A 26,592-nucleotide genomic window follows, 5' to 3' on the forward strand; every position below is an offset into this window, starting at 1 on the left:
TTTTAGCGGTAACCCTTGTGGGCTCTGCCGTGTCAGTGAGGCGCATTATAGAGAAGCCATTTACTTTAGCAATACTTTTTTTACGTTTTTTGATAAAAAAATACGCTCAGATTCAATTAGAATTTTGAGCGCACTTTGCTACCATCTTACACATAAGTTAATAACAACTTATCCACAGACTTGTTATATATTGAGTAATTATTGGTCGACTTAGATACCTAACCCGCCTTCTTGAAGGTCATCATCTTCATGTAAACCACACTCTCTTTTTAATCCAAAGAAGCGAGTTTCTTCTTCACTCATACCCGGTTGCCATTTTTTTGTTGTATGAACATCACCTAAAGATAAGTAACCTTCTTCTCTTAATGGATGATATGGCAGATTATTCTCGATTAAATACTCGTGTACTTCTTTATTTGACCAATCAGCAATAGGTAAAAATTTAAAAACACCATTTTGGATAGAGAGTATTGGTAAGTTTGCCCTCGAATTAGATTGATCTCTCCTTAAACCGGATAACCAAACGTTCACTTCTAATTCTTGCAATGCTCTACGCATGGGTTCAACTTTATTAAGCTTATTGTATTTCTCAATTCCACTTACGCCCTGTTCCCATAGTTTGCCATACTTCGCCTCTTGCCAACTTGCACTTTCAACGGCACGGAAAACTTTTAAGTTTAGGTTGAGTTTATCTTTTAACTCATCAATAAAACGGTAAGTCTCGGCAAATAAGTACCCTGTGTCCGTTAGTATTACTGGAATATCAGGTTTGATTTCATTAGAGAGATGCAACATCACAGCAGCCTGTATACCAAAACTGGATGACACAGCATGATTTCCGGCTAAGTTGTTTATTGCCCACTCTACTCTTTGTTGAGCAGACATGGCTTCTAACTCAACATTAATTTCTGCAAGCTTTAAGCTTTGTTCAACTTTGTTAAGCTTAGTAAGCTCATCTAAAACCAAAACTGCTGGAGATGTATCAAGCATAAAAATCTCTCTTAGAGATAATGACTTCTTCTATAATTCCAGTTCTTATCGTGAAATCGCCAAAGCATTCATTATCATTACGTTCTGTTGCCCATCTACCTACCAACAAATCGATCTCTTCGAGTATTTGTTTGTCAGTAATATTCTCTTTGTACATTTTAGGCACTCGAGTACCAGCTCTGTTTCCACCTAAATGCAAATTGTATCGACCTGGAGCTTTGCCAACTAGGCCTATTTCAGCCAACATCGCTCGACCACAACCATTAGGACAGCCTGTTACTCTCACAATGATATTGTCATCTTCCGGTAAATTGTGTTTTTTCAATATACCTTCGATATCAGTAACAAACTCAGGCAAAAATCGTTCTGCTTCTGCCATTGCAAGTGGACAAGTTGGGAATGCTACGCAAGCCATTGAATTTTGTCTTTGTACTGAAACACTATCATCAATCAAACCATGTGCTCGAGCGATCTGATCAATGCGTTCTTTTTGATCAGCAGACACACCTGCAACGATCAAATTCTGGTTAGCCGTCATACGAAAATCGCCTTTGTGTATTTTCGCGATTTCGGCAACACCTGTTTTTAAAGGTTTGTTTGGGAAATCTAGTAATCGACCATTCTCGATAAACAGTGATAAATGGTAATTTCCATCCACCCCTTTTAGCCATCCAATGCGATCACCTCGAGTAGTAAATTCATAAGGTTTACTTTCTGAAAATTGAATCCCTGCTCTTTTTTCTACTTCCGCTTTAAAAACATCAATTCCGACACGATCTAATGTGTATTTGGTTTTTGCATTTTTACGGTTGGAACGATTTCCCCAGTCACGCTGAGTCGTAACAACAGCAGCTGCTACTTCTAAGGTGTACTCTAGAGGAATATAACCAAAATCGTCCGCTCTTCTTGGGTAGGTTGAAGTATCACCGTGCGTCATGGCTAAACCGCCACCAACAAGAACATTAAACCCTACTAATTTCCCTTCATGTGCTATAGCAACAAAGTTAAGGTCATTGGCATGAACATCAATGTCATTATTAGGTGGAATAACTACCGTAGTTTTAAATTTACGTGGAAGATACGTGCTGCCAAGTATTGGTTCTTCATCTGTCGTTTCAACTTTTTCACCATCTAACCAGATCTCTGCATAAGCTCGAGTTTTAGGTAATAGATGCTCACTTATTTTTTTTGCCCATTCATAAGCTTCTTGGTGTAATTCAGATTCGATCGGGTTACTGGTACATAATACATTACGGTTTACATCACCGGCTGTTGCTATCGAATCAATGCCAATGGCATTAAGTGTTTGATGCATCAGCTTAATGTTTGGTTTCAATACACCATGGAATTGAAATGTTTGTCTTGTCGTTAGTCGAATACTGCCATAGTGAGTATGTTCATCTGCAAACTTATCGATTGCCAACCATTGCTTGGGGTTAATTATTCCGCCCGGCATACGGGCTCGAAGCATTACATTATGTAACGGTTCTAGTTTTTGTTTCGCTCGCTCGGCTCTAAAGTCTCTATCATCTTGTTGGTACATGCCGTGAAAACGAATCAGTTGAAAATTATCAGCAGTAAATCCGCCAGTAATACGATCATTTAAATCTGCTTCGATTGTTCCTCTCAGAAAATCGCTTTCGGCTTTTAGTCGCTCATTATCAGAAAGAGGACCTAATACTTTGCCCAACACAACTTGATCACTCATTAGTATACATCCCTCTGATAACGCTTATCTTTGCGTAGATTGTTAATAAATTCTTCTGCTTTTTCTTGGCTAAGTTGACCTTGATTTTGTGCGATAGTAACGAGAGCTTCGTTAACATCTTTAGCCATACGTGTTGCATCACCGCAAACGTAAATATATGCACCTTGCTCTATCCACTGCCAAACTTGTGAGGCATTTTCTAATAATCGGTCTTGTACATAGACTTTTTGTTGTTGGTCGCGACTGAATGCCACATCGAGTTTTGTAAGCACGCCTGACTTAAGGTATTTTTGCCATTCAACTTGATAAAGAAAATCTTGTGTAAATGTTCTATCCCCAAAGAATAGCCAGTTCTTACCTTCTGCATCTCTATTTTCGCGTTCTTGAATAAAACTTCTGAAAGGAGCGATACCGGTTCCAGGACCAATCATTATAACCGACGTAGAGTCATCACTTGGGAGCTTAAAATTATTGTTATTTTCGATAAAAATCTTAACTTCACCTCCCTCTTCTACTCTCTGAGCGAGGAAGCCTGATGCTCCACCATAACGTGCTTCATCACCTTTTTGATACTCAACTAAACCGACAGTTAAATGTACTTCATCTTCAACTTCAGCTTGACTAGATGCGATAGAATAAAGACGTGGTGTTATTTTACGCAGCAATCCAATTAACTCATCAGCAGTAAGCTTGGTTTTTTTCTCTGCAAACACATCAATAATTTGAGTGTTGGCTGAGTAATTTCTCAATTTATCTTTATCTTCAACCAGTTTTTGTAGTTTTTTACTAGCCGATAACTCCGCATACTTAGTAACGAGTTGTGGATTACTTGCTGTAATTTCAAACTTGTTAATAAGCGCTTTGCGAATTGAAAGACTTTCACCTGCCACTTCCACACTTTCAATACCAGATAGTCCGACTTGATTGAGGATTGCATCAACTAATTCAGTACTATTTTCATACCATATACCTAGAGCATCACCTGGCTGATATGTGATACCTGAACCATCTAAATCAATTTCAATATGACGCACGTCTTTACCAGAGTCACGTCCTGTGATTTTTTGATTAGTTAAAAGTGATGCGCTAAATGGATTCTGCTTATTGTATTCACTATGTGTGGTCTGAGTAACTGGTAATACATCAGTTTCTGACGGTACGCTAGAAGCAAAAGCTTGCTTCACATTATTTAGCGCATCGATAACCCAAGCTCTAGCTGACTCTTCGTAGTCGACATCGCAATCGAGGCGTTCTACAAATGGTGTGGCGCCAAGCTTACTTAGGAAGCTATCGAAATCTCTACCTGTTTGACAATAAAATTCGTAGCTGGAATCACCTAATGCAATCACACCATACTGTAATCCTTCCAGCTTTGGTGCTTTCTTAGATTGTAAAAACTCATGCAGTTCAATGGCATTATCTGGTGGCTCACCTTCTCCATTGGTGGAGGCAACAATAATAACATGTGTTTCTTTAGCTAAATTTTTACCTTTATAATCGCTAGCATCAAATAATTCAGCATCAATACCTTGTGCTAAAGCTGAGTCTTTTAATGATTCAGCAACACCTTTTGCATTTCCAGTTTGAGATGCATAGATAATAGATAGCTTTCTAGCGGGTTGCGGATTACTTTGTGTTGTAATTTGATTCAATGGCGCTTCTGCACCAACAGATTGATTCTGGCTTATTCCCCAAAAATACCCACTTACCCAAGCAAGTTGTTGAGGAGAGAGTTCAGATATAGCTTGCGTTAGTTGATCAGACTGTTGATCATTCAACGGGCTTGCTAATGCAGAGAGTTGCTTTGATACCATTGTCACATCATTCCTATTAATTTTGTGACAATAGATTAACCATTCCTAGTAATAACAAGAAAGAATGGATATTTATGTTTTATAACTTTTAGAGATAAGAGAAGGACTACGTATCAATTTATTACTTTTCTTCTACTCTAACTTGATTAAAACCGACGGCCATTGCAGACCTAGATGCAATATCTAAATCAAAATATTGACATCCTTCGCCTTGAGAATCAGTCAATAATACTAATCCTCCTTTGGTATGCCTAAACTCAACGATCCAACTTCCATCAGGTAATGAAGGTTCAATAATAGCTTCAACCAATTGTTTTTCTTTATATAAAACTTTTAATTCTGTCAGCGTCATAGCAATCATCCCTATTACTCGTTAGCTATGTGATATTTCTAGCACGTAATAAGCATGGTTCATAAGGCGGTATAAGTTAAATATTTTTTGTAATTTTATTATTCAGAGGTAAGGAATCGATAGACAAATAGGCTTATTTTTCGATGAACTAAGCTTTATATCAACTTCTACACCATGTTTAAACATAGTGTAGAGTGGGAACATTGAAGAGTATAAAAAGAAAACCGTTTCACCAATAAACGGCTAACGGGCAGAAGCAATATAGTTTTTATATAACCAAATACCAATACCAACGGCGATCAACCAAGGCAATAACTTAAATAACAAACCAACTAGCCCCATAAGGAACATCGCCAATAGAGACACAATAACAGCGATAAAAACGGTCACCATGCTCAGGCCAGTAAAAAATAAAATACCAACAAAAATCAAAAAAAATAATATCTCAAACATAACTCTATCCTATTCAATGTTAATTTAAAGTGTAAACATACTCACAAATTATATTACGCAGGAATCGAGCCAAACTCTAAATAAAAATAATCCTTATTTTTCAATAGGTAATACAATCCATAATATAGAAAAATCCCAAACTGGTAAATATGACCAACTTAGTGGTGATATTTACACATTAAGCTCTTGAGGTATTTTAGCCAGTGCTGTCTCTACAACTTCGAGACCTGCTCCCTTTTTATGGGCATTTTCACTAATGTAACGACGCCATTGACGAGCACCTGGCATACTTTGAAATAATCCAAGCATATGTCTGGTCATGTGACCAAGGTAAGCACCTTGTTCTAGTTGCTTTTCTATATATGGGTACATTTCTCGAACAATATCAGTACGCTTTTTGACAGGTTCATCACTACCAAAAATCAGTTGATCAACCTGCGCTAAAATATAAGGACTTTGATACGCTTCCCTACCTATCATTACACCATCAAGATGTTGTAAGTGCTCCACACTATCTTGTAACGTTTTTATTCCACCATTTAAGCTAATATTTAAATACGGAAAATCTTGTTTCAATTGATAAGCACGATCGTAATCTAGAGGAGGAATTTCTCGATTTTCTTTCGGACTTAACCCACTAAGCCACGCTTTACGAGCGTGAATAGTAAAATCAACACATCCTCCCTGTTGATTTACCTTAGTGATAAAGTCACACAGAAATTCGTAAGAATCCAAATCGTCAATACCAATACGAGTTTTTACGGTAACCGGAATACCCACCACATCTTTCATCGCTTTAATACAGTCTGCAACAAGATCAGGTTCTGCCATTAAACAGGCACCAAAACGACCGTTTTGAACACGATCTGAAGGACAACCAACATTTAAATTTATTTCATCGTATCCACGTTCTTGCGCTAATTTTGCACAGGTTGCCAGATCACTTGCATTCGACCCACCTAACTGTAAAGCAACAGGATGCTCTTCCTGATTGTAAGCAAGAAAATCATTTTTACCATGAATTATCGCTCCTGTTGTCACCATTTCAGTATAGAGTAGCGATTCTTTGGTCATCAGACGATGAAAGTAACGACAATGTCTATCCGTCCAATCGAGCATGGGTGCCACTGAAAAGCGTGAAGAGGCGTATTTGTTAGTTTTATCTGGATTTATCATGTTTTCTCTGAAGTTCAAGTACTGCGTAGCGATACATTAACGATTTTAAAATGCGTTCAACTTCTTTCGCTACTAAATAGTATCGTTAATAATAATTTTCGCATTATACACAGAGAAAACCTAAAAAATCGTTCAATCTAATACTCAAACTAAGAATCGCAACACTTTCATCGCAAAAGTCATAGATCGCTTTCGATTAACTTGATCCTTGGTAGCCTTTTCGCTTAGGGTAGAGTCTGTTTTCCAACTGTGCTGTTTGGAAAATTAGTGTATTATTATAAGGGTCCAGTTTTAAAGGTGAGTAATTTGGACAATATGTTACTTGAGCATGTATCAGGTATTTGTGAAGCTCGTGGGGTGAGATTTACTCCTCAAAGAAAACGAGTATTTGAGCTTATATGCACAAATAAAAGTGCTTCAAGTGCTTATGATCTTTTAGAACAACTAAAAGAGAGTGAGCCTCAAGCCAAACCACCAACAATATATAGAGCTCTAGATTTTTTACTAGAACAAGGATTCATTCATAAAGTTGAATCTAACAATAGCTTTATATCCTGTTGTTCATGTGGTCAAAATAAGCATTACTCACAACTTTTTATATGTGACAATTGTGGTAATGTGGTTGAAATACAAGATGATAATCTGATGACCTTGCTTGCTGATAATGCTGCAACGCATGGTTTCAAAATAACGAATCATGTCATTGAAACACACGGTATTTGTAGTACGTGTTCTTCAGGCATCGACCAATAAGAAAGAATGTTATGCGCGCTGAATTTGTAAACCCGTTTTTAGCTTCATTAATGAATGTGTTAAAAACAATGGCTTCTTTAGAGCTAAAACCGCAAAAACCGAGAGTAAAAAAAGATGAAATTGCTCGTGGTGACGTCTCTGGACTAATCGGTATGGTTGGCGATAAAAGTAAAGGTTCCATGTCGATTACTTTTGACGAAAGTCTTGCATTAGAAATAATGCAAAATATGCTCGGTGAACGACCAAACGGTATAAATGAAGAAGTGACTGACTTGGTAGGTGAAATAACCAATATGGTAACCGGTGGAGCTAAGCGAATCTTATCCGATAGTGGCTTTGAGTTCGATATGGCAACGCCAATAGTAGTTTCAGGAAAAGGTCATACTATCCGCCATAAATGCGATGGAGCAATTATTATTATGCCATTTACCTCTGAATGGGGAAATGCATTTATTGAAATTTGCTTCGAGTAAAAATATCCTTTTTGAGATTAAAATTAAAGGTTGGTACTGTGCACCAACCTTTTTTATTTTTACTATTTTAAAAACAATCTTTTATGCTTTAAACGCTTTAAACGCATTGATCAAACCATTAGTTGAACTATCATGAGAATCGATTGGAGACTCATCGGCTAGTTCAGGCAGAATCTGATTAGCAAGCTGCTTACCAAGTTCCACTCCCCATTGGTCAAAAGTAAAAATATTCCAAATAACACCTTGGACAAAGATTTTATGCTCATACATTGCGATTAAATTACCTAATGTACGTGGTGTAATTTTCTTAACCAGAATAGAGTTGGTTGGCCTATTCCCTTCGAAAACTTTGAAAGGAACTAAAGTAGCCACTTCTTCCGCTGTTTTTCCTGCAGCGATAAACTCAGCTTCAACTTGTTGTTTGTTCTTACCAAAGGCCAACGCTTCTGTTTGGGCGAAGAAGTTAGACATTAATTTTTGATGGTGATCGCCTGCCGGATTATGACTCAGTGCTGGCGCAATAAAATCACAAGGTATAAGTTTGGTTCCTTGATGTATCAACTGATAAAAAGCATGTTGACCATTAGTACCTGGCTCACCCCAAATAATAGGACCAGTTTGATAATCTACCGGTTCGCCATTTCGATCAGTAAATTTACCATTCGATTCCATATTTCCTTGTTGGAAATAGGCGGCGAAGCGATGCATATATTGGTCATAAGGTAAAATTGCTTCTGATTCCGCTCCATAGAAATTGTTATACCATAGGCCAATTAAGGCCAAGATGACCGGAATATTTTTCTCAAATGGTGTCTCGACAAAGTGGTTGTCCATTTCATGAGCACCAGTTAACAATTCTACATAATTGTCATAACCGACGCATAGTGCAATAGATAAGCCGATAGCTGACCATAAAGAGTAACGACCACCAACCCAATCCCAAAATTCAAACATGTTTTCGGTATCAATACCAAACTCGGATACCGCCTGGCTGTTAGTGGAAAGTGCAGCAAAATGTTTAGCAACGTGAGCCTCATCACCTGCAGTTTCAAGGAACCAACTACGTGCAGAATGAGCATTAGTCATAGTTTCTTGCGTGGTGAATGTTTTAGATGCAACCAAAAATAAAGTTGTCTCTGGGTTAACCTTTTTTAAAGTTTCAACAATATGAGTACCATCTACATTGGAAACAAAATGCATGTTCAAATGATTTTTATATGGTGTTAACGCTTCAGTCACCATATAAGGACCAAGATCTGAGCCGCCTATACCAATATTAACGACATCAGTAATTGCCTTACCTGTGTATCCTTTCCAATCACCTGATATAACTTTATCTGTAAACGCTGCTATTTTGTCCAAAACCGCATTAACTGCTGGCATGACATCTTCACCATCGACCATAATCGGTTTATTACTGCGATTACGAAGTGCTGTATGTAGTACAGCACGATTTTCTGTTTGGTTTATTTTCTCTCCAGAGAACATCGCATCCATTGCGGCTTTAAGTTCTGTTTCTTCTGCCAGAGCAAACAGCTTGTCCATTGTTTCTTGGGTAATTAAATTTTTGGAGTAATCGACTAAGATATCGTCACCAAACGTAGTAGAAAACGTTGAAAAACGATCGTCATCTAATGCAAATAACGTTTTAAGCTCCATATCTTGTGCAGATTCATAATGGGAGGTTAATGCCTTCCATGCTTGCGTTGTAGTTGGATTAATATTTTTTAACATTATGTAAGTCCTGTTATTACAGTAGGTTAAACTCAATAAAGCGTAAACAGATGTCGACAATAATTGAGTCCCTAATTTAAAATGAAAATGAAAATGAGTTCGCTTTAAAAAATGACAACTTGTCTAGTGCTATCTTAATCTCTATGAAAGCTAAAAGGCTTTCAAACAACAATCTTAATGATTTTTTATCGTTGTCATTTTTATCGTTGTAGTTGTTATCATTATAACTTTATCGTTTTAATTTTTATGATGTCATTAATAATCTACATGATTATGACGTATCGTCTCTTTGAGAATATTGAGATACATCAGATCACTAGTTTTAACTGCTCTGCATCACAAATAAAAGTACTTTCTACAAAAATTTATTACTAAACCTCAAATCTAAACTTTTTCTCTAATACTCAAGCTAAACGCTATGCAAAGTCGTTCAATTCAAATTTTCTATGTGATCCAGTTAACTTAACTCTAATAGTTTGTGACATACAAAATAGAGATTTGTTCAATAGAACAAAAACCAGACTATTTTTGATTAGATATTTAAACATTCATCTAATGTCATACAAGATGACATAGGGCATGATAACTACCAATAAACTTAATCTTGTTATTTATTTTTTATATAAATTTGCAGAAGATAAACAATATTCTTCTTAAAAACAGTCAAATTAAATGTACGAAAAAACTTAAAAAAATTAAAGAGGCATCATGTTATCTTATATTTTTCGACGTTGTTTAATAGCCATACCGACACTTGTAATAATATCAATCGTCTCATTTATTATTATTCAAATACCACCCGGTGATTTTGTCGATGCCTATATATCAGAAAGAATGGTTATAGATGGTTCAATTAATGATGTTGATGCTCTAAGAGAAAGTATTCAGGCTGAACTTGGCATTAGCGATAGTATGATAATTAATTATTTTAATTGGATAAGTGGATTTCCAAGTGGTGATTTTGGCTATTCTTTTCAACACCAAAAGCCGGTACAAGAATTAATTTGGGGCAAGCTAGGATTAACATTTTTAATCACCTTTATTACCTTAATATTCACTCTAGTTACTGCTTTTTTTACTGGTATATTAACCGCGTTAAAACCCTATACTTTATTTGATTATATCGTCAGCTTTTTTGGGTTTTTAGGACTAGCTATTCCTAATTTTCTTCTTGCTTTGTTGTTAATGTATTTATCCCTAAATTGGTTTGGTAGCCCTTTCTCTGGCTTATTTTCACAAGAATATATAAACGCTCCTTGGAGTGTCAATAAAGTACTGGACGCCATGCAACACATTTGGATTCCCGTTATTGTTGTTGGCACTGCTGGCACAGCAAGCAAAATACGAATAATGCGTGCAACTATGATGGATGAACTCCATAAACCTTATGTTGATACTGCTCGGTCTAAAGGGCTTCCTACCTATAAAGTAGTCCTTAAATATCCAGTAAGACATGCGGTTAACCCTTTAGTATCAACTATTGGATGGATGTTACCTGAACTTGTTTCTGGCAGTGCCATCGTAGCAATTGTATTAAGTTTGCCAACTACCGGACCATACTTATTAGAAGCGTTGAGAAGTCAAGATATGTACCTTGCTGGTACCTTTCTAATGATGCTCGCTGTACTCACCATTATTGGTACTTTGATCTCTGACATTTTACTTGCCTTGTTAGATCCACGCATTCGTCTATCTTAGGAGATATTATGACGTCGCAATCTATTCTTGAGCCGAATGATTCGGATAAAAAAAATCATCCAAAACTGGATGAATTACATGAAGATAAAGGTAATGATATTTTTTATGCATCAAAATCTCGTTTAATGTGGCTACGATTCAAGCAACATAAAATGGCATTATTTAGTGCAATTATGATCGTAATTTTTTATACAATAGCTATATTTGCAGATCTAATTAGTGTTATGGATATTAATACTTATAATGCGAAATTTAAATATGTTCCACCTACTGAAATTCATTTTGTTGATAAGGAAGGTGGTTTTACACGACCTTTTATTTATAATTTAACCAGAAAAATAAATATGGAAACGCTGGAATATGAGTACACCCAAGGAAGTGATTCTTATCCAATTAATTTTTTCCATCGAGGTTATAATTATAGTTTTTTAGGTTTATTCGAAACGAATATCCATTTAATTGGAGTAGACTCTGGCGCAGCACTATTCTTGATGGGATCAGATAAACTGGGACGAGATATATTTAGTAAAGTTGTTCATGGAGCAAAAATATCACTTTCCATTGGGTTAATTGGTGTGTTTCTTAGTCTCGTTTTTGGTGTTGTGTTAGGTGGTATTTCAGGTTTTTACGGCGGAAAAATCGACACAACAATCCAGAGACTCATTGAAGTATTAATGTCTTTTCCATCAATTCCACTTTGGATGGCACTGGCCGCGTCATTGCCGCCATATTGGTCACCTATATTTGTTTACTTCATGATAACTCTGATCTTGTCTGTTATTGGCTGGACAGGAATCGCACGTGTCGTTCGCGGAATCGTCATGCGACTAAAAGAAGACAAATATACTGAAGCCGCTGTACTATCTGGAGCCAGTAATTTCTATATCATTCGCAAGCATTTACTACCGGGTTCAACTAGCTTTGTTATCGCATCTGCAACGCTCAGCATTCCTTCGATGATTATTGCAGAGACCTCTTTAAGCTTTTTAGGAATAGGGTTACGCCCTCCTGTCGTTAGTTGGGGCGTATTACTACAAGAAGCGCAAAGCATTGAAGTTATAGCTAATTATCCTTGGATTCTGTATCCCGCAATCTTTGTCATTGCCACTGTACTATTTTTTAACTTTTTGGGCGACGGCCTACGTGATGCTGCTGATCCATATATGAATAGAGCTTAAATTATGCGAAATAAATTACTTGAATATAGAAATATAGCCGCTCAATTTCATACCATTGAAGGTGTAACGAATACATTAAATGACATAGATTTGACCATTTATGAAGGTATGAGTCTTGGTATTGTTGGTGAATCAGGATGCGGAAAAAGTGTTACGTCTCGCTTAGCTATTCGTTTGCTTCCAGAGCCATCCTTTAGAGTTTCAAAAGGTGAAGTAACTTACTATAAAAACGGAAAACCCTTTGATGTACTCAATACGAAAATTAATGGCAAAGCGATAAACAGTATTCGCGGCAAAGAAATATCGATGATATTTCAAGAGCCAATGAGCAGTTTAAGCCCTATCCATACTATTGGTAGTCAAATGCGTGAACTCATCATGCAACATACCGATATGGATAAATATCAAGCAAAACAACATGCAATTCATATGCTAGAACGCGCACGAGTACCAAGAGCTAATGAAGTTTACGATGATTATACATTTCAATTATCGGGTGGTATGCGTCAGAGAGTAATGATTGCAATGTCTATTAGCTGCAGTCCTCGCCTTTTATTCGCTGACGAACCAACAACTGCATTAGATGTCACCGTACAAGCTCAAATTTTAAGTCTAATAAAAGATGTGCAACGAGAACAAAATATGGCATTAGTCTTGATCACTCATGATCTTGCTGTTGTTGCCAATATGGTTGAAGAAATTGCCGTATTTTACCTTGGGTACATTGTCGAATATGGCAAAACAGATGATATTTTAAAAAGTCCTAAACACCCTTATACCAAGGCATTAATTGAATCGATACCCACACTGAGTACCAGCGAAGCACTAAAACCAATTAAAGGAAGTGTCCCCGATCCTTACGCTCACGTTACAGGTTGCCCGTTTTGGATGCGTTGCGACAAAGCAACACAACAATGCCAACAACAAGTTCCCCCTTTTGTATCACAAGAAGATGGCCATAACGTCAGATGTTTCGAGGCATAGCTCATGGATTCTACCCCATTAATTGAAGTCGAAAATTTAAAAATGCATTTCAGTATGAAAGGTGGTGCATTTAGTAGGCGTACAGGTTTGATCAAAGCTGTAGACGATATAAATTTTAAAATTTACCCAAATGAAACTTTTGGGTTAGTTGGAGAATCTGGTTGTGGGAAAACGACCGTTGGCCGAGCCATTCTAAAAGCTATAGAACCCACTTCAGGCAAAGTGATATTCCATAGTAAAAGTGGCGAGAAGATAGATCTTGTTCCTATGTCAAATAAAGAACTTCGGCCCTATAGGCAAGAAGTACAAATGATTTTTCAAGATCCATACTCTTCTCTATCACCAAGAATGACAGTTCAAGAAATATTAGAAGAGCCATTAAGACTTGCAGGGATCAAAGACAAAACATATCTGTATGAGCAAGCTAAAGAGATGATTGAACAGGTAGGGTTAAGAAGTTCACATTTAATGCGCTATCCTCATGCTTTCTCTGGTGGTCAAAGGCAACGTATAGGTATAGCTCGCTCTCTAATTACTCGACCACGTTTCATTGTTGCTGATGAGGCAGTTAGTGCTCTTGATGTATCCGTTCAAGCTCAGATTCTAGAAATACTCGGTAACCTAAAAGACAAATTTAACCTATCTTACTTATTCATTTCACACGACCTCAGTGTGGTTAAGTACCTATGCGATCGTGTCGGGGTTATGTATTTGGGCAGAATAGTCGAAGTATCTCCAACAGCTGAATTGTATCAAAGACCGTTACACCCTTATACCGAAGCGTTATTGCACGCTATACCTGATATTAATGAAAGAGGCATTCGTACAGATATTTTGGGGGGTGAAATACCAGATGCGGCAAACCCACCTTCAGGTTGTACATTCCACAACAGATGTAAATATGCCAAAGACAAGTGTAAGAGCGATGTTCCTGAACTAAGAGAACTCTCCTTCTTACATGAAGGTAAGGAGATCCTACGGCAAAGTGCTTGTCACTTTGTTGAAGATATTTACCAACAATAATAGGAGAACAACGTGAAACTTAAAATTGCAGCTCTGACCTTAGTACTAGGAACATTTAATACTTGGGCATATCAAGAGTCACCCATCTTAACTGACATGGTTAATAATGGCATGATTCCAGCGGTAGACAAACGTCTTCCTGAAAACCCATTGGTTGTAACACCTATCAATGAAATCGGTAAATACGGTGGAACTTGGCGTCGTGTTATCCCTAATTATCAATTTCACGAATGGAGTAACGAACCTCTAGTAATATTAGATGATAATCAACAACGTGTTCCTCATTTGGCTGAATCCTATTCAATTTCTGATGATCAGCGAGTCTATCGATTTACCTTACGTAAAGGCATGAAATGGTCGGATGGTGTCCCATTTACCACAGAAGATGTTGCTTTTTGGTATAACGATTTAGAGTTAAACTCTAAATTGTCCCCTAGTGTTAAATCATTATTTTTGTCCGGTGGTGAACCTGCCAAATTAAATATTATTGACGAACAAACTTTTGAGTTTGAATTTAAACAACCTAACCCAAACTTAATTGAAATGCATTTGCGCTCTACTATTGAGTTTCGTCTACCACAAAGCCCAAAACACTACTTGAAAGACTATTTGCCCAGCTTTACTTCAGAGCAAGAACTGGAAAAGAAAATCCAACTAGCTGGGATGACCGATTGGCGTCAGTTATTCCACAATCGCTGGAATACTCGTTCAAATACAAACCCTGATCTTCCGGTCCTATACACTTGGATATATGACACCGATCCACAAGAACTTCAGCAGCGTGCAGTACGTAACCCGTATTATTGGAAAGTCGATACTGAAGGAAACCAGCTACCATATATTGACGCTATGACTTGGCCGCAAACAGCCGAACCACAAGTTATGATATTAAAAGCACTTGCAGGAGAAGTTGATATTGATCGTATTTCTAAACTGACCAGTGACTTTACTGCTCTTAAAAAAGGTGAACAAGCAGGTAATTACACTACTCGTCTTATGGATTTGAGTGATCACGGAAATATGCTCGTTCTGTTTTCAAACCAAGACTATGACGGAAATGCAGAAGTTATGCGCCTATTGCGTTCGAAGAAGTTTCGACATGCTATATCTTTAGGAATAGACCGAGATACACAGAATCAAATATTAGGCGTAGGGTTATCTGAGCCAGCACAATCGGTTTTGCTAACAACTTCTCCAGGTGGCAGTCAAAAAACATCCCAAGCCTACACGCAACTCGATCCAAAGACTGCTAACAAATTGTTGGATGAATTGGGTTTAGATAAACGAGATAAAGATGGCTACCGATTAGACAAAGATGGAAAACAACTCAGCTTTTTAGTTCATTTTCAAGCTGGTAGAAAAATCAGTGAAGAAGGTGCAATACTTATAAAGTCAGACATGGATAACTTAGGTTTACGTTTTGTTATGCGTTCAGATGAAAAGAGTTATTTTAACCAAATTCGTCGTGGCGGCGATTATCAGATGGTATTACACAACAATACTTCTGGTTTGAATCCGTTATTTGGTGCTAATAACTACTTTCCTGTTATGTCCGAAAACAACTTCGCGCCTCTCCAATCCGCTTACTATTTATCGAATGGAACAAGTGGTGTAAAACCCACACCAGAGATGGAAATATTAAGTGAATATTATGAACAGTTACTTAACGAAACAAACAAAGAAGAATTTGCCCGTAAAGTAAATGAAGTTATGGAAATTCATGCAGAAAACCTATATGCCATAGGCATCTTACGCTACACCGGCTCTCCTGCTGTTGTTCATAACCGAATGAAGAACGTACCTGAAAGATTCTACTCTGTGTATAAAAGCCCGTTCTTTCATAAAAAGGAACAAATGTTTATAGAAGATTAATAGTTTAGAGGTTTATCTTGTCGCTTCGATAAGCCTCAATTAAAACGGAAACGGTTGGATTGAAGTTATGTCAGTACCATAAAATCATCTCATTATCTACTTACACAGGTTTAACGTAGCAATAGATAAAGGCTTAATTTATTCAAACAGTTTTACTTTCGGAAAATTACTTTTGGAATTTTAATCGCTATTTATCTGGCAACATTTCATTAGATAGAAAAGTACGATTACGAAATCAAACTAAAATAAAGACGACATTTATCTTTATAATTCGATAAGTTGAGCTCGCAAATTTCCTCTGTTTTCTTAATTCTATAACGCAGTGTGTTAGGGTGGATAAACAATTTTTCAGCGGTTTTTTTTATATCACAATTATTGTCAAACCAGCAAATGAGACCTTCAATAAAACTCGGGTCTTTATGCTCTAACGCTTTTAAATAACTGGTTATTTTTTCTGATTGCCAACTTGAAAAACTCCCATTAAATAACGCCGGAATTTCTAAATCTGAATATTGAAAAAAGCGTTGTTTCGGAAATAAACGTTGCCCAGATCTCAGTACAGCTTGAGCACTTTCAAACGCCATCGGTAAATTAACAATATCGTTATAAACCGCTCCAATAGCACTGAAAGTATTAGGTGATAAGGTGTTCACTAAATAGGTTTTAAAGTTCTGCCAATCTTGCAACAAAGAATAATTACGCTGCTTATGATCTGTAATATAAATCAGAACAGCGATAGTGTTGCTCGAATACTCGGCCATGATGTGTTTCACAGGCCATGATTTCAATGCAATGATAACCTCTTTATTGTCGAAATCCGAACCACTTTCAATCAATACCATAGCAAAAGCTTGCTCAAAATCCACCTTGAGCATAGAGGCTCTATTAATAATATGTTTCGCGGGTGTTTCCGAATCAATACACTCTAATAAAAATTCTTCTCCCCTCCGTTCATTCTGACGAATAACTTCTATCATAGACATATATTCGACTACCAACTCGGCCGCCATTTTAATCATTTCCCCTAACGGTCGAACCTCTTCTAAAGGTCCAGCAATACCGATAACACCTATCGGTTCATCGTTGTACATTATAGGTAAATTAATGCCTGACATAACATTGGAATATTGGGTGATCATGCTAGAGGAAATTTCAATTGTCTTAAGTTGGCTCATGGCTAATATTGCACCGCCATGCTTTTGATACATTCGAGCAGGATTAGTAGAAGCAATGATGTAACCCTTTTTGTCCATAACGACAATAGGGTAATTAGTGATACGATTTGTCCGTTCAACGATACGCTGGGCCAGACTTTCTTTAAGCTCAATATGCACTTTTATAGTATCACTGATAAAACATGCAGTAATTTTAAACAACCACGTTTATATTGTTGCGAGTAATATCTCAACTATTTGTAGTACAAATAAAGCAGATTAACCGTCAATATCAGCGCCGACAAACGGTGCGTTACAATTTCTTTATTATGCAATAAAAAAGCATTTTAAAACAAAAAGATACATATAGTATATTTTATACTAATTAATTGACGAAACTAAATAAAGTATACAAATAAATCAAATTTTTTCTTTATTTAGGACACTTTACTCATCATCAAATGCAGGACCTGCATAATTATCAAACCGAGAGAATTGACCTTGGAAAGTCAAACGAACTGAACCGATTGGACCATTACGCTGCTTGCCCAAAATAATTTCTGCGATTCCCTTCATGGTACTATCAGGGTGATAAACTTCATCACGATAAATAAACATGATCAAATCGGCATCCTGCTCTATAGAACCTGATTCACGTAGGTCGGAGTTTACTGGTCGTTTATCTGCTCGCTGCTCTAGCGATCGGTTTAGCTGCGATAACGCCACAACAGGCACATTCAGTTCTTTCGCTAACGCTTTTAGTGAACGAGATATCTCTGCAATTTCTAACGTTCTATTCTCTGTTAGTGAGGGGACACGCATCAATTGAAGATAATCGATCATGATCATACTGATACCACCATGTTCACGGGCGACACGACGCGCTCGTGAACGCAGTTCGGTTGGTGTTAAACCTGAGCTATCATCTATCAGAATATTATTCTTCTCCATCAGTATGCCCATAGAAGAAGAAATTCTAGCCCAGTCTTCATCATCCAATTGACCGGTCCGAATTTTAGTTTGATCGACACGCGACAATGACGCAAGCATACGCATCATAAGTTGTTCAGATGGCATTTCAAGTGAAAAAATCAACACTGGCTTATCTTGGGCTAACGCCGCATTTTCACATAAATTCATGGCAAAAGTGGTTTTACCCATAGAAGGACGAGCAGCCACAATAATTAAGTCAGATCCTTGTAATCCTGCAGTTTTTTCATTCAGATCGACAAAACCAGTAGTAAGACCTGTCACTCCATCTTGAGGACTCTTATACAGAACTTCTATACGTTCTAATGTACTTTCAAGAATAGAATCGATGCTTTGTGGGCCATCATTCTCTCCTGTCCTTTCTTCCGCAATAGCAAACACTTTACTTTCAGCAAGATCGAGCAAATCTTCTGATGTTCGACCTTGGGGATCATAACCTGCATCGGCTATTTCATTTGCCACACCGATAAGATTACGAACCAAAGCTCTTTCTGCAACAATATCTGCATAGGCATTGATGTTTGCTGCGCTGGGCGTATTTTTTGCGAGATCCGCCAGATAAGCAAAGCCACCAACTTCTTCTAATTGCTCTCGTTGCTCTAAAAATTCGGACAAAGTGATCAAATCAAGAGGGTTACTCTCTTCTAATATGATCTTCACACTTTCAAAAATCAGGCGATGTGGACGGCTATAAAAATCTTTTGCTACAACACGTTCAGAAACCGTATCCCACCGTTCATTATCCAAAAGTAGCCCTCCAATAACGGATTGCTCAGCTTCTAATGAATGGGGGGGAACTTTAATTGCGTCAACTTGAGAATCGGCAGTATTTTTGTTTCTGATTTCGACCATGGTGATACTCTGTAACTAGTTATAGCGACACATTATAACGGGATTGTACCATTTGTAATCCCCAAATAAAAAAAACCAGAACTAAGCGCATATTGAACAGAAGAGAAACAAAAAATCTTCATATTATTCAATTATATAAAGCTATATATGCCAGATAAAAATAAGAGCTCACTTCAAAATGAGATGAGTCTAATTAATTTTCAGATTATTTTTGTAAAGATAGATTTTCTAGATTCAGATTTTAGGCATAAAAAAACACCAGCCGAAGCTGATGTTTTTTTGTCATCGGATACTGAAATTACTCAGCAGCAACAACTTGAAGAGTAACTTTAGCAAATACTTCTGAATGAAGTTGAATGCTAATTTCGTACTCACCAACGTTACGTAAAGCGCCTTCAGGAAGACGTACTTCACTCTTAGATACTTCAACGCCTGCCGCAGTAATTGCGTCAGCGATGTCACGAGTACCGATAGAGCCAAATAGTTTACCTTCATCACCCGCTTTAGATGCGATAACAACAGCTTCTAATGCGTTCACAGTTTCAGCACGAGCTTCTGAAGCAGCTAGTTGCTCTGCAACTTTCGCTTCTAGTTCAGCACGACGAGCTTCAAACATTTCTGTGTTAGCTTTAGTTGCCATTACTGCCTTATTTTGTGGAATAAGGAAGTTACGAGCATAACCAGACTTAACATTAACTGTATCGCCTAGGCCACCTAAGTTACCGATTTTATCAAGTAGAATAACTTGCATTATTTAATCCTCTCTCTTAATAAAACGTGTCTATTACTGATGCTTATCAGTATAAGGCAGCAATGCTAGGTAGCGTGCACGTTTAATAGCACGAGCGAGTTGACGCTGATATTTAGCACTAGTACCAGTGATACGACTAGGTACAATTTTACCAGCTTCAGTGATGTAGTTTTTAAGAGTTGCTACATCTTTGTAGTCAATCTCTTGTACGCCTTCTGCAGTAAAACGGCAGAATTTACGACGACGGAAGAAACGAGCCATGGGCTATCTCCTGATCTTAAATTTTTGATTAAGTATGTTGAGTAGTATTAATGACCGAAGTCATCATAATTACTCAGCTGCTTCTGACTTAGCTTCTGGCTTAGCTTCTGTACGCTCTTCACGACGTGGAGCACGTTCAGCACGCTCTTCACGTTGTTTTAGCATAATAGATTGCTCAGTAACTGCAGCTTTAGTACGCATGATCATGTTACGTAGAACTGCATCGTTAAAACGGAAAGCAGTTTCTAGCTCGTCAATCACTTCTTGACCAGCTTCTACGTTCATAAGAACGTAATGAGCTTTGTGAAGCTTGTTGATTGGGTAAGCCATTTGACGACGACCCCAGTCTTCTAGACGGTGTACAGTACCGCCAGCTTCAGTGATAGAACCAGTGTAACGCTCGATCATGCCAGCAACTTGCTCGCTTTGATCAGGGTGCACCATGAATACGATTTCGTAATGACGCATGTTTGCTCCTTACGGATTAGTAGCTTCCACGTATGGCCCGGTCGTCCAAGGGAAGCAAGGAACTTGTATAAAATGACCGAGAATTAAGGACGGCAAATATTATAGAAAAAGCAGGCCAATAACAAGCAGTATTTTCACTGTTAAGCAAGAAACAAAAAGCTATACGCTACGCTGTCTAACCGATTCGAATAAACAGATGCCAGAAGCTACTGAAACATTCAAACTCGATACGGTGCCAGCCATAGGGATTTTGATTAAATCATCACAAGTTTCTCGAGTTAAACGTCGCATGCCATCTCCTTCCGCGCCCATAACAATAGCTAAAGGACCATTGAGTTTCGCATGGTAGATATCATGTGTCGCTTCACCTGCTGTACCAACAATCCATACATTGTGTTCTTGCATCGCACGCATAGTACGAGCAAGGTTTGTTACGCGAATGAGAGGAACTGTTTCTGCAGCACCACAAGCTACTTTACTCACAGTAGCACTTAATGGTGCGGATCGGTCTTTTGGTACAATAACAGCTGCTACGCCTGCTGCGTCTGCATTCCGTAAACAAGCCCCTAAGTTATGTGGGTCAGTCACGCCATCTAAAATAAGAAACAGCGGTTGTTTTTGTTGGGCTAGAATATTGTCTAAATCATTTTCATTGAGCGCTTTAGCCGCTTTTACTCGACCAATAATTCCCTGATGATTCGCTCCTTTCGCTTTATCATCTAAAGCTTTTCGACCCATTTGTTGCACCGAAACACCAAATTGTTGTAATTGGGTTATAAGTGGCATCAAACGGTCATCTTGACGCCCTTTGAGCACAAATGCTTCAATAAAACGAGCTGGATCATGCTCTAAAACCGCTTTTACAGCATGAATGCCATAGATAAATTCATTACTCATTTTTTACTCTTTAATTGATTCTGTATTGTAAGTTAACCGTCTTATTTAGACGCACGTCGTTTGCTCTGAGCTTGATTATTTTTTACTCGAGACTTTCTTTTACGTGCTTTCTCAGACTTTGTTTTCTTCTTAACCGAACTGTTTTCAGTATTTTTATCAGACGTGCCGTCCGGTCTTTTCGTTGGCTCTATTAATGCTTTAGCTTTGCCTCCACGGCGAGACTTTGAAGCCGGTTTTTTATCAGCTTGTGCAGCACGTTTTTTAGCTGTTTTTCCTTTCCCGCGTAGCTTACGACTTGTTTCAACTAATTCAAAGTCAATTTGTCTATCGTCAAGATTAACCGAACGAACTTTTACTTTAACGCTATCACCTAGGCGATAAATGTTACCGAAGCTTTCTCCTTTCAAACGCTGACCAACAGCATCAAAAATATAATAATCATTGGCTAAAGAGGAGATATGTACCAATCCATCTATATGCAATTCACTTAGTCGAACAAAGAAACCAAAACCGGTCACATTAGCGATTACACCTTCAAGCTCATCTCCCACATGATCTTGCATATATTCACATTTAAGCCAATCAGAAACTTCTCGAGTTGCATCGTCTGCTCTCCTTTCTGTCATTGAACATTGTTCACCGTACACGTCCATATCATCAAACGAATAATGGTATCCACCAGTCGGAGTCCAACGGTCGGTATTACGACCTTGTTGTTTAGCAATAAGGAACTTGATAGCTCTGTGTAACAACAAATCAGGATAACGACGAATTGGTGATGTAAAGTGCGCATAACGTTTTAAAGCCAAACCAAAGTGACCCGCATTATCTGCACTGTAAATCGCCTGTTTCATCGATCGTAATAACATGGTTTGAATCAGCTCTTTATCTGGTCTCTCTACAATAGTTTTCATTAACGCAGCGTAGTCCGTCGGAGTAGGCTCTAGACCACCAGTTAGATTTAAACCTAATTCACCAAGAAAGTCTCTAAAACCTGTTAATCTCTGCTCTCCTGGGGTTTCATGAATCCGATATAACGCTGGTTCTTTTAATTTTTCGACCAATGATGCTGAGGCAATGTTGGCTAAAATCATGCATTCTTCGATAAGTTTATGTGCATCATTTCGAACCACTGGTTCAATGCGATCTATTTTACGATCCGCATTGAAAACAAATTTGGTTTCTAGTGTTTCAAATTCTATTGCTCCACGTTGATCCCTTGCTTTTTTGAGCACTTGATACATATTATGCAGCTCTTCAAGATGTGGAACCAAAGGCTTATAACGATCACGTAACTCTTCATCACCATCTAAAATATTAGCTACTTTGTTATAGGTTAAGCGAGCATGAGAATTCATTACCGCTTCATAGTGCTTATAACCGGACAATTTACCTGTAGCGGAAACGGTCATTTCACACACCATGCATAAGCGATCAACTTGTGGGTTGAGTGAGCACAGCCCATTTGAAAGTACTTCAGGAAGCATTGGCACTACTTGAGATGGAAAATAGACCGAATTACCACGATTAATCGCTTCTTTATCTAGTGCTGTGCCTGGTCGAACATAATGACTAACATCAGCAATCGCTACCCATAAACGCCATCCACCGCTAGGCTTTTTCTCACAAAAAACTGCATCATCGAAATCACGAGCATCTTCACCGTCAATCGTCACTAACGGCAAATCAGTAAGATCAACTCGACCTACTTTAGCTTCCTCAGGAACGTGTTCAGCCAAGCCTTGTATTTGCTTTTCAACCGCCTCAGGCCAATCATTAGGAATTTGATGAGTACGAATCGCGATTTGAGTCTCCATACCTGGTGCCATATTCTCACCAAGAACTTCAACCACTCGTCCAGTCATACCTTTAGAACGGCTACCACGATTGGTAATTTCAATGACAACAACGTTACCCATCCGAGCATTCATTTTTTCATGATCAGGAATTAAAATATCCTGATGAATCCGTGAATCATCTGGGACGACATATGAGTAACCTTGTTCTAAAAAGAAACGCCCAACAATTTGAGTCTTGCGCTCCTCTAGCACACGAATTAAACGACCTTCTTTTCTGCCGCGTTTATCGTTACCTGTGGGTTGAACAAGAACATAATCTCCGTGAATGATCGTGCGCATTTGGTGATGAGGTAATAGCACATCATTTTCTTTTCCTGCACTACCTTCAGGTCTTACCCAACCAAAACCATCTCTATGGCCAATAACGGTCCCTTTGATCATTTCTAGTTTCTCAGGCAAGGCATAACATTGACGACGAGTAAAAACGAGCTGTCCATCTCGCTCCATAGCTCTTAATCGACGACGTAATCCTTCATATTGTTCTTCTCCCGATAAACCTAACGCTTCAAAAAGGTCGTTACGATTCATTGGTACATTAGCCTGCTTAAGAAACTCAGTAATAAACTCTCTACTTGGTACAGGGTTATCGTATTTTTCCGCTTCTCGATCGGCGAATTTATCTTTAGGGGTATTGTCTAACATAGGTAACCTGCTATAGAAAAAGAGGATTTAGTTTAAGTATATATACTTGTAGCAAAAATAAGTAATTAAAAACAAAAACGCCCCACATTTGCAATGGAGCGTTATCAATACAGTATGATTAAAAAATTTGGCGATAGTTAGCACATTACCAAAAAACGTCCCGTCTTTTCGCTTTAGCGATAATATTTTGGGGCATACGCTGTTCTAAACCACTGCGTAATACACTAATTCTTTTGTGTTGTGTCTTGTCGCCAGTAACTGAGTTATATAGCCAACGATAAGCATCTTCATAATCTAGTGGGCTGCCATAATCACGCAGAAGTAATTCTGCTAAGTGGATTCTCGCTCTCAAATTACCCATAGCAGCCGCCTCTCTTAAATACGGGATAGCTCGCTCTTTATCTTGTTGGACAATCGTTCCTCTTGAGTAATAACGTCCTAACTGCTCTAAAGCAGAAGGAAACCCTTGATGAGCGGAATTTTCGATGTAATAAAGGCCTAGCTCAACATCCTTATCAACACAAACACCCCATGTCAACATATCGCCGTACAGCAATTCATAAGCGGGCAAGTTAATTCTTGTTGCACGGGCAACAATATCTTCTACCAACTGGCACTTATCTGCTTTTACTCGTTCTAAGTGTTTATTGCTATCAATCAGTTTTATTAGTTCCGCTTCTGTGTATATAGGGACTGGTTCACCCACATCCGCTAATTCAGCTTTCACCTGAGATAACGGGGACAGCGCTAATAACAGTGACGCAGCCATCAATTTAAGCTTCATACCTGCACTCTTTAATCATACCGTGCTTACCTTATCGGCAATTTGCGGTTTCACTTTAATCAAATATAGGCGCAAATGATGATCTTTCTTTATTATATTTGATCTTATTAGCCAATAACCAGAATCCAACACGCCACTAAAGATACAAAAAAGCCGATTACACTAGGTAGTCGGCTTAAATTTAATTTATCCCGTTAGCATTAACTCTATCAATTAAACGCTAAAAGGATGAACCTTAATAATGGTTTCGTTACGATCAGGGCCGGTAGAAACAATATCAATTGGAACACCTGTCAATTCTTCAATACGCTTAATATAATCTAACGCAGCTTGAGGAAGTGCTTCTAGTGATTTAGCACCATAAGTGTTCTCTTCCCAACCAGGCATCGTTTCATAAATTGGCGTTGCTTGTTCAAAAGCTTCTGCTGCCATTGGAGAAACATTCAGCACAGTGCCGTCTTGCATTTTATAGCCCGTACAGATTTTTAGTTCTTTCAAGCCATCTAATACATCTAACTTAGTTAGGCAGAATCCAGACAATGAATTGATTTGAATAGCTCGACGCATGGCAACAGCATCAAACCAGCCACAACGCCGTTTACGACCCGTCGTTGCACCAAATTCCTGACCTTTCGTACCTAGATGGTTACCAATTTCGTCATCAAGTTCTGTTGGGAATGGGCCTGAACCAACACGAGTACAATACGCTTTAGCAATACCTAGAATATAACCGATATAACGAGGACCAAAACCAGAACCAGCAGCAACGCCACCAGCAGTAGTATTGGATGATGTTACGTATGGGTAAGTACCATGGTCAATATCAAGAAGTGTACCTTGAGCACCTTCAAACATAATTTTATCGCCACGCTTACGAGCTGCATCCAGTTCATCGGTCACATCAATTACCATTGACGTTAAAAGATCGGCATAACCCATCGCTTGCTCGAGTACTTCGTCATAGCTAACTGCTTCTGCTTTATAGAAATGCACCAACTGGAAGTTATGGAAATCCATTACTTCTCTTAGTTTTTCAGCAAACGCTTCTTTATCGAATAAGTCACCAACGCGAAGACCACGACGTGCAACTTTATCTTCGTAAGCTGGTCCAATGCCGCGTCCCGTGGTACCAATTGCTTTTTTACCACGTGCAAGTTCACGAGCTTGGTCTAAAGCAATGTGATAAGGCAATATTAGTGGACAAGCTTCAGAAATGAATAGGCGTTCACGTACTGGAATCCCGCGCTCTTCAAGAGGTTTCATTTCATTAAGAAGTGCATCAGGAGAGAGTACTACTCCATTACCGATAACACATTTTACGTTATCGCGAAGAATGCCTGATGGTATTAAGTGGAGAACGGTTTTTTCACCGTCAATGACTAGAGTGTGACCCGCATTGTGTCCGCCTTGATATCGCACGGTATACTTTGCATCTTCCGTTAATAGGTCTACAATTTTTCCTTTACCTTCGTCACCCCATTGGGTGCCTAGAACGACTACGTTATTTCCCATCTTTCCAGTTCTGATAGCTAGTTAAAAATGGATTCTAGCACCTAACTCAACTTCTTGCAGTCATTTTTTAAGCATATAGAGTGCATAAAGTGATAAGGGATTAATTACACAACAAATATCAACTTTCCTTCAGCCACAAAAAAAGGAAGCCAAGGCTTCCTTTTTTCTAATGCTTGTTCTTTCGAACAAGTACTATTGAAAAATCAATCCGAAA

The 26,592-nt window shown here is 38.2% G+C and carries 23 protein-coding genes; 7 read left to right on the forward strand and 16 right to left on the reverse strand.

Annotation, left to right across the window (positions count from 1 at the left end; translation table 11 throughout):
• Window positions 1–210: 210 nt before the first annotated feature.
• The 6 genes from R3X26_RS17495 to dusA form a co-directional block, all read right to left on the reverse strand.
• On the reverse strand, window positions 211–990 hold the full coding sequence (locus R3X26_RS17495; RefSeq protein ID WP_317718620.1) for a phosphoadenylyl-sulfate reductase: 780 nt from the start codon (window positions 988–990) through the stop codon (window positions 211–213).
• The gene (cysI, locus tag R3X26_RS17500) at window positions 983–2,698 is read right to left on the reverse strand and encodes an assimilatory sulfite reductase (NADPH) hemoprotein subunit (protein WP_317718621.1); all 1,716 of its coding nucleotides are present in this window, start codon (window positions 2,696–2,698) and stop codon (window positions 983–985) included. Before cysI ends, R3X26_RS17495 begins: the two co-directional genes overlap by 8 nt.
• On the reverse strand, window positions 2,698–4,512 hold the full coding sequence (locus R3X26_RS17505; RefSeq protein ID WP_317718641.1) for an assimilatory sulfite reductase (NADPH) flavoprotein subunit: 1,815 nt from the start codon (window positions 4,510–4,512) through the stop codon (window positions 2,698–2,700). The genes cysI and R3X26_RS17505 overlap by 1 nt, the downstream gene beginning before the upstream one ends.
• A gap of 121 nt (window positions 4,513–4,633) precedes the next feature.
• On the reverse strand, window positions 4,634–4,864 hold the full coding sequence (locus R3X26_RS17510) for a hypothetical protein (protein ID WP_317718622.1): 231 nt from the start codon (window positions 4,862–4,864) through the stop codon (window positions 4,634–4,636).
• 243 nt (window positions 4,865–5,107) lie between these two features.
• Complete coding sequence (locus tag R3X26_RS17515; RefSeq protein WP_317718623.1) at window positions 5,108–5,317, reverse strand: envelope stress response protein PspG; 210 nt, start codon at window positions 5,315–5,317, stop codon at window positions 5,108–5,110.
• Between the two features lie 171 nt (window positions 5,318–5,488).
• The gene (gene dusA / locus R3X26_RS17520; protein ID WP_317718624.1) at window positions 5,489–6,493 is read right to left on the reverse strand and encodes a tRNA dihydrouridine(20/20a) synthase DusA; all 1,005 of its coding nucleotides are present in this window, start codon (window positions 6,491–6,493) and stop codon (window positions 5,489–5,491) included.
• 315 nt (window positions 6,494–6,808) lie between these two features.
• Between dusA and zur the strand changes: the two genes are divergently transcribed.
• A complete protein-coding gene (gene zur / locus R3X26_RS17525; protein ID WP_317718642.1) occupies window positions 6,809–7,246 on the forward strand; it encodes a zinc uptake transcriptional repressor Zur in 438 nt (145 codons plus the stop codon).
• Window positions 7,247–7,257: 11 nt separating this feature from the next.
• Window positions 7,258–7,719 carry a chemotaxis protein CheX gene (locus tag R3X26_RS17530; RefSeq protein ID WP_317718625.1) on the forward strand — a complete coding sequence of 154 codons (462 nt, stop codon included), beginning with the start codon at window positions 7,258–7,260 and terminating at the stop codon, window positions 7,717–7,719.
• Window positions 7,720–7,800: 81 nt separating this feature from the next.
• On the opposite strand, the gene pgi is transcribed toward R3X26_RS17530, so the two are convergent.
• Window positions 7,801–9,453 (reverse strand): glucose-6-phosphate isomerase, encoded by a 1,653-nt coding sequence (gene pgi, locus R3X26_RS17535; RefSeq protein WP_317718626.1) that lies wholly within the window; start codon window positions 9,451–9,453, stop codon window positions 7,801–7,803.
• A 708-nt stretch (window positions 9,454–10,161) separates the two neighbouring features.
• Here pgi and R3X26_RS17540 point away from each other — a divergent pair.
• The 5 genes from R3X26_RS17540 to R3X26_RS17560 are packed head-to-tail and all read left to right on the forward strand — an operon-like array spanning window position 10,162 to window position 16,208.
• Entirely contained in the window at window positions 10,162–11,151 is a 990-nt protein-coding gene (locus R3X26_RS17540; protein WP_317718627.1) for an ABC transporter permease, read from the forward strand.
• Window positions 11,152–11,159: 8 nt separating this feature from the next.
• Window positions 11,160–12,329: an ABC transporter permease gene (locus R3X26_RS17545; RefSeq protein WP_317718628.1), complete on the forward strand. Its 1,170-nt coding sequence runs from the start codon at window positions 11,160–11,162 to the stop codon at window positions 12,327–12,329.
• Window positions 12,330–12,332: 3 nt separating this feature from the next.
• On the forward strand, window positions 12,333–13,313 hold the full coding sequence (locus tag R3X26_RS17550; protein ID WP_317718629.1) for an ABC transporter ATP-binding protein: 981 nt from the start codon (window positions 12,333–12,335) through the stop codon (window positions 13,311–13,313).
• Window positions 13,314–13,316: 3 nt separating this feature from the next.
• Window positions 13,317–14,336 carry an oligopeptide/dipeptide ABC transporter ATP-binding protein gene (locus R3X26_RS17555; protein ID WP_317718630.1) on the forward strand — a complete coding sequence of 340 codons (1,020 nt, stop codon included), beginning with the start codon at window positions 13,317–13,319 and terminating at the stop codon, window positions 14,334–14,336.
• 12 nt (window positions 14,337–14,348) lie between these two features.
• Entirely contained in the window at window positions 14,349–16,208 is a 1,860-nt protein-coding gene (locus R3X26_RS17560; protein WP_317718631.1) for an ABC transporter substrate-binding protein, read from the forward strand.
• A 227-nt stretch (window positions 16,209–16,435) separates the two neighbouring features.
• Here the strand turns inward: R3X26_RS17560 and R3X26_RS17565 are convergent, their stop codons facing one another.
• From R3X26_RS17565 to R3X26_RS17605, 9 genes are all read right to left on the reverse strand, one after another.
• Window positions 16,436–17,542 (reverse strand): CdaR family transcriptional regulator, encoded by a 1,107-nt coding sequence (locus tag R3X26_RS17565; RefSeq protein WP_317718632.1) that lies wholly within the window; start codon window positions 17,540–17,542, stop codon window positions 16,436–16,438.
• A gap of 267 nt (window positions 17,543–17,809) precedes the next feature.
• On the reverse strand, window positions 17,810–19,204 hold the full coding sequence (locus R3X26_RS17570; RefSeq protein ID WP_317718633.1) for a replicative DNA helicase: 1,395 nt from the start codon (window positions 19,202–19,204) through the stop codon (window positions 17,810–17,812).
• Between the two features lie 298 nt (window positions 19,205–19,502).
• On the reverse strand, window positions 19,503–19,955 hold the full coding sequence (gene rplI, locus R3X26_RS17575; protein WP_317718634.1) for a 50S ribosomal protein L9: 453 nt from the start codon (window positions 19,953–19,955) through the stop codon (window positions 19,503–19,505).
• Between the two features lie 33 nt (window positions 19,956–19,988).
• Window positions 19,989–20,216, reverse strand: a complete 228-nt coding sequence (gene rpsR / locus R3X26_RS17580) for a 30S ribosomal protein S18 (protein ID WP_000090471.1) — start codon at window positions 20,214–20,216, stop codon at window positions 19,989–19,991.
• 69 nt (window positions 20,217–20,285) lie between these two features.
• The gene (gene rpsF, locus R3X26_RS17585; protein ID WP_317718636.1) at window positions 20,286–20,684 is read right to left on the reverse strand and encodes a 30S ribosomal protein S6; all 399 of its coding nucleotides are present in this window, start codon (window positions 20,682–20,684) and stop codon (window positions 20,286–20,288) included.
• A gap of 159 nt (window positions 20,685–20,843) precedes the next feature.
• The gene (gene rlmB, locus R3X26_RS17590) at window positions 20,844–21,581 is read right to left on the reverse strand and encodes a 23S rRNA (guanosine(2251)-2'-O)-methyltransferase RlmB (protein ID WP_317718637.1); all 738 of its coding nucleotides are present in this window, start codon (window positions 21,579–21,581) and stop codon (window positions 20,844–20,846) included.
• Window positions 21,582–21,622: 41 nt separating this feature from the next.
• Entirely contained in the window at window positions 21,623–24,082 is a 2,460-nt protein-coding gene (rnr, locus tag R3X26_RS17595; protein WP_317718638.1) for a ribonuclease R, read from the reverse strand.
• Between the two features lie 145 nt (window positions 24,083–24,227).
• Entirely contained in the window at window positions 24,228–24,866 is a 639-nt protein-coding gene (motX, locus tag R3X26_RS17600; protein WP_317718639.1) for a flagellar protein MotX, read from the reverse strand.
• Window positions 24,867–25,079: 213 nt separating this feature from the next.
• Window positions 25,080–26,378 (reverse strand): adenylosuccinate synthase, encoded by a 1,299-nt coding sequence (locus R3X26_RS17605; protein WP_317718640.1) that lies wholly within the window; start codon window positions 26,376–26,378, stop codon window positions 25,080–25,082.
• Window positions 26,379–26,592 lie beyond the last annotated feature (214 nt).

The sequence above is a fragment of the Vibrio sp. TH_r3 genome (genome assembly GCF_033101115.1).
Taxonomy (GTDB): domain Bacteria; phylum Pseudomonadota; class Gammaproteobacteria; order Enterobacterales; family Vibrionaceae; genus Vibrio.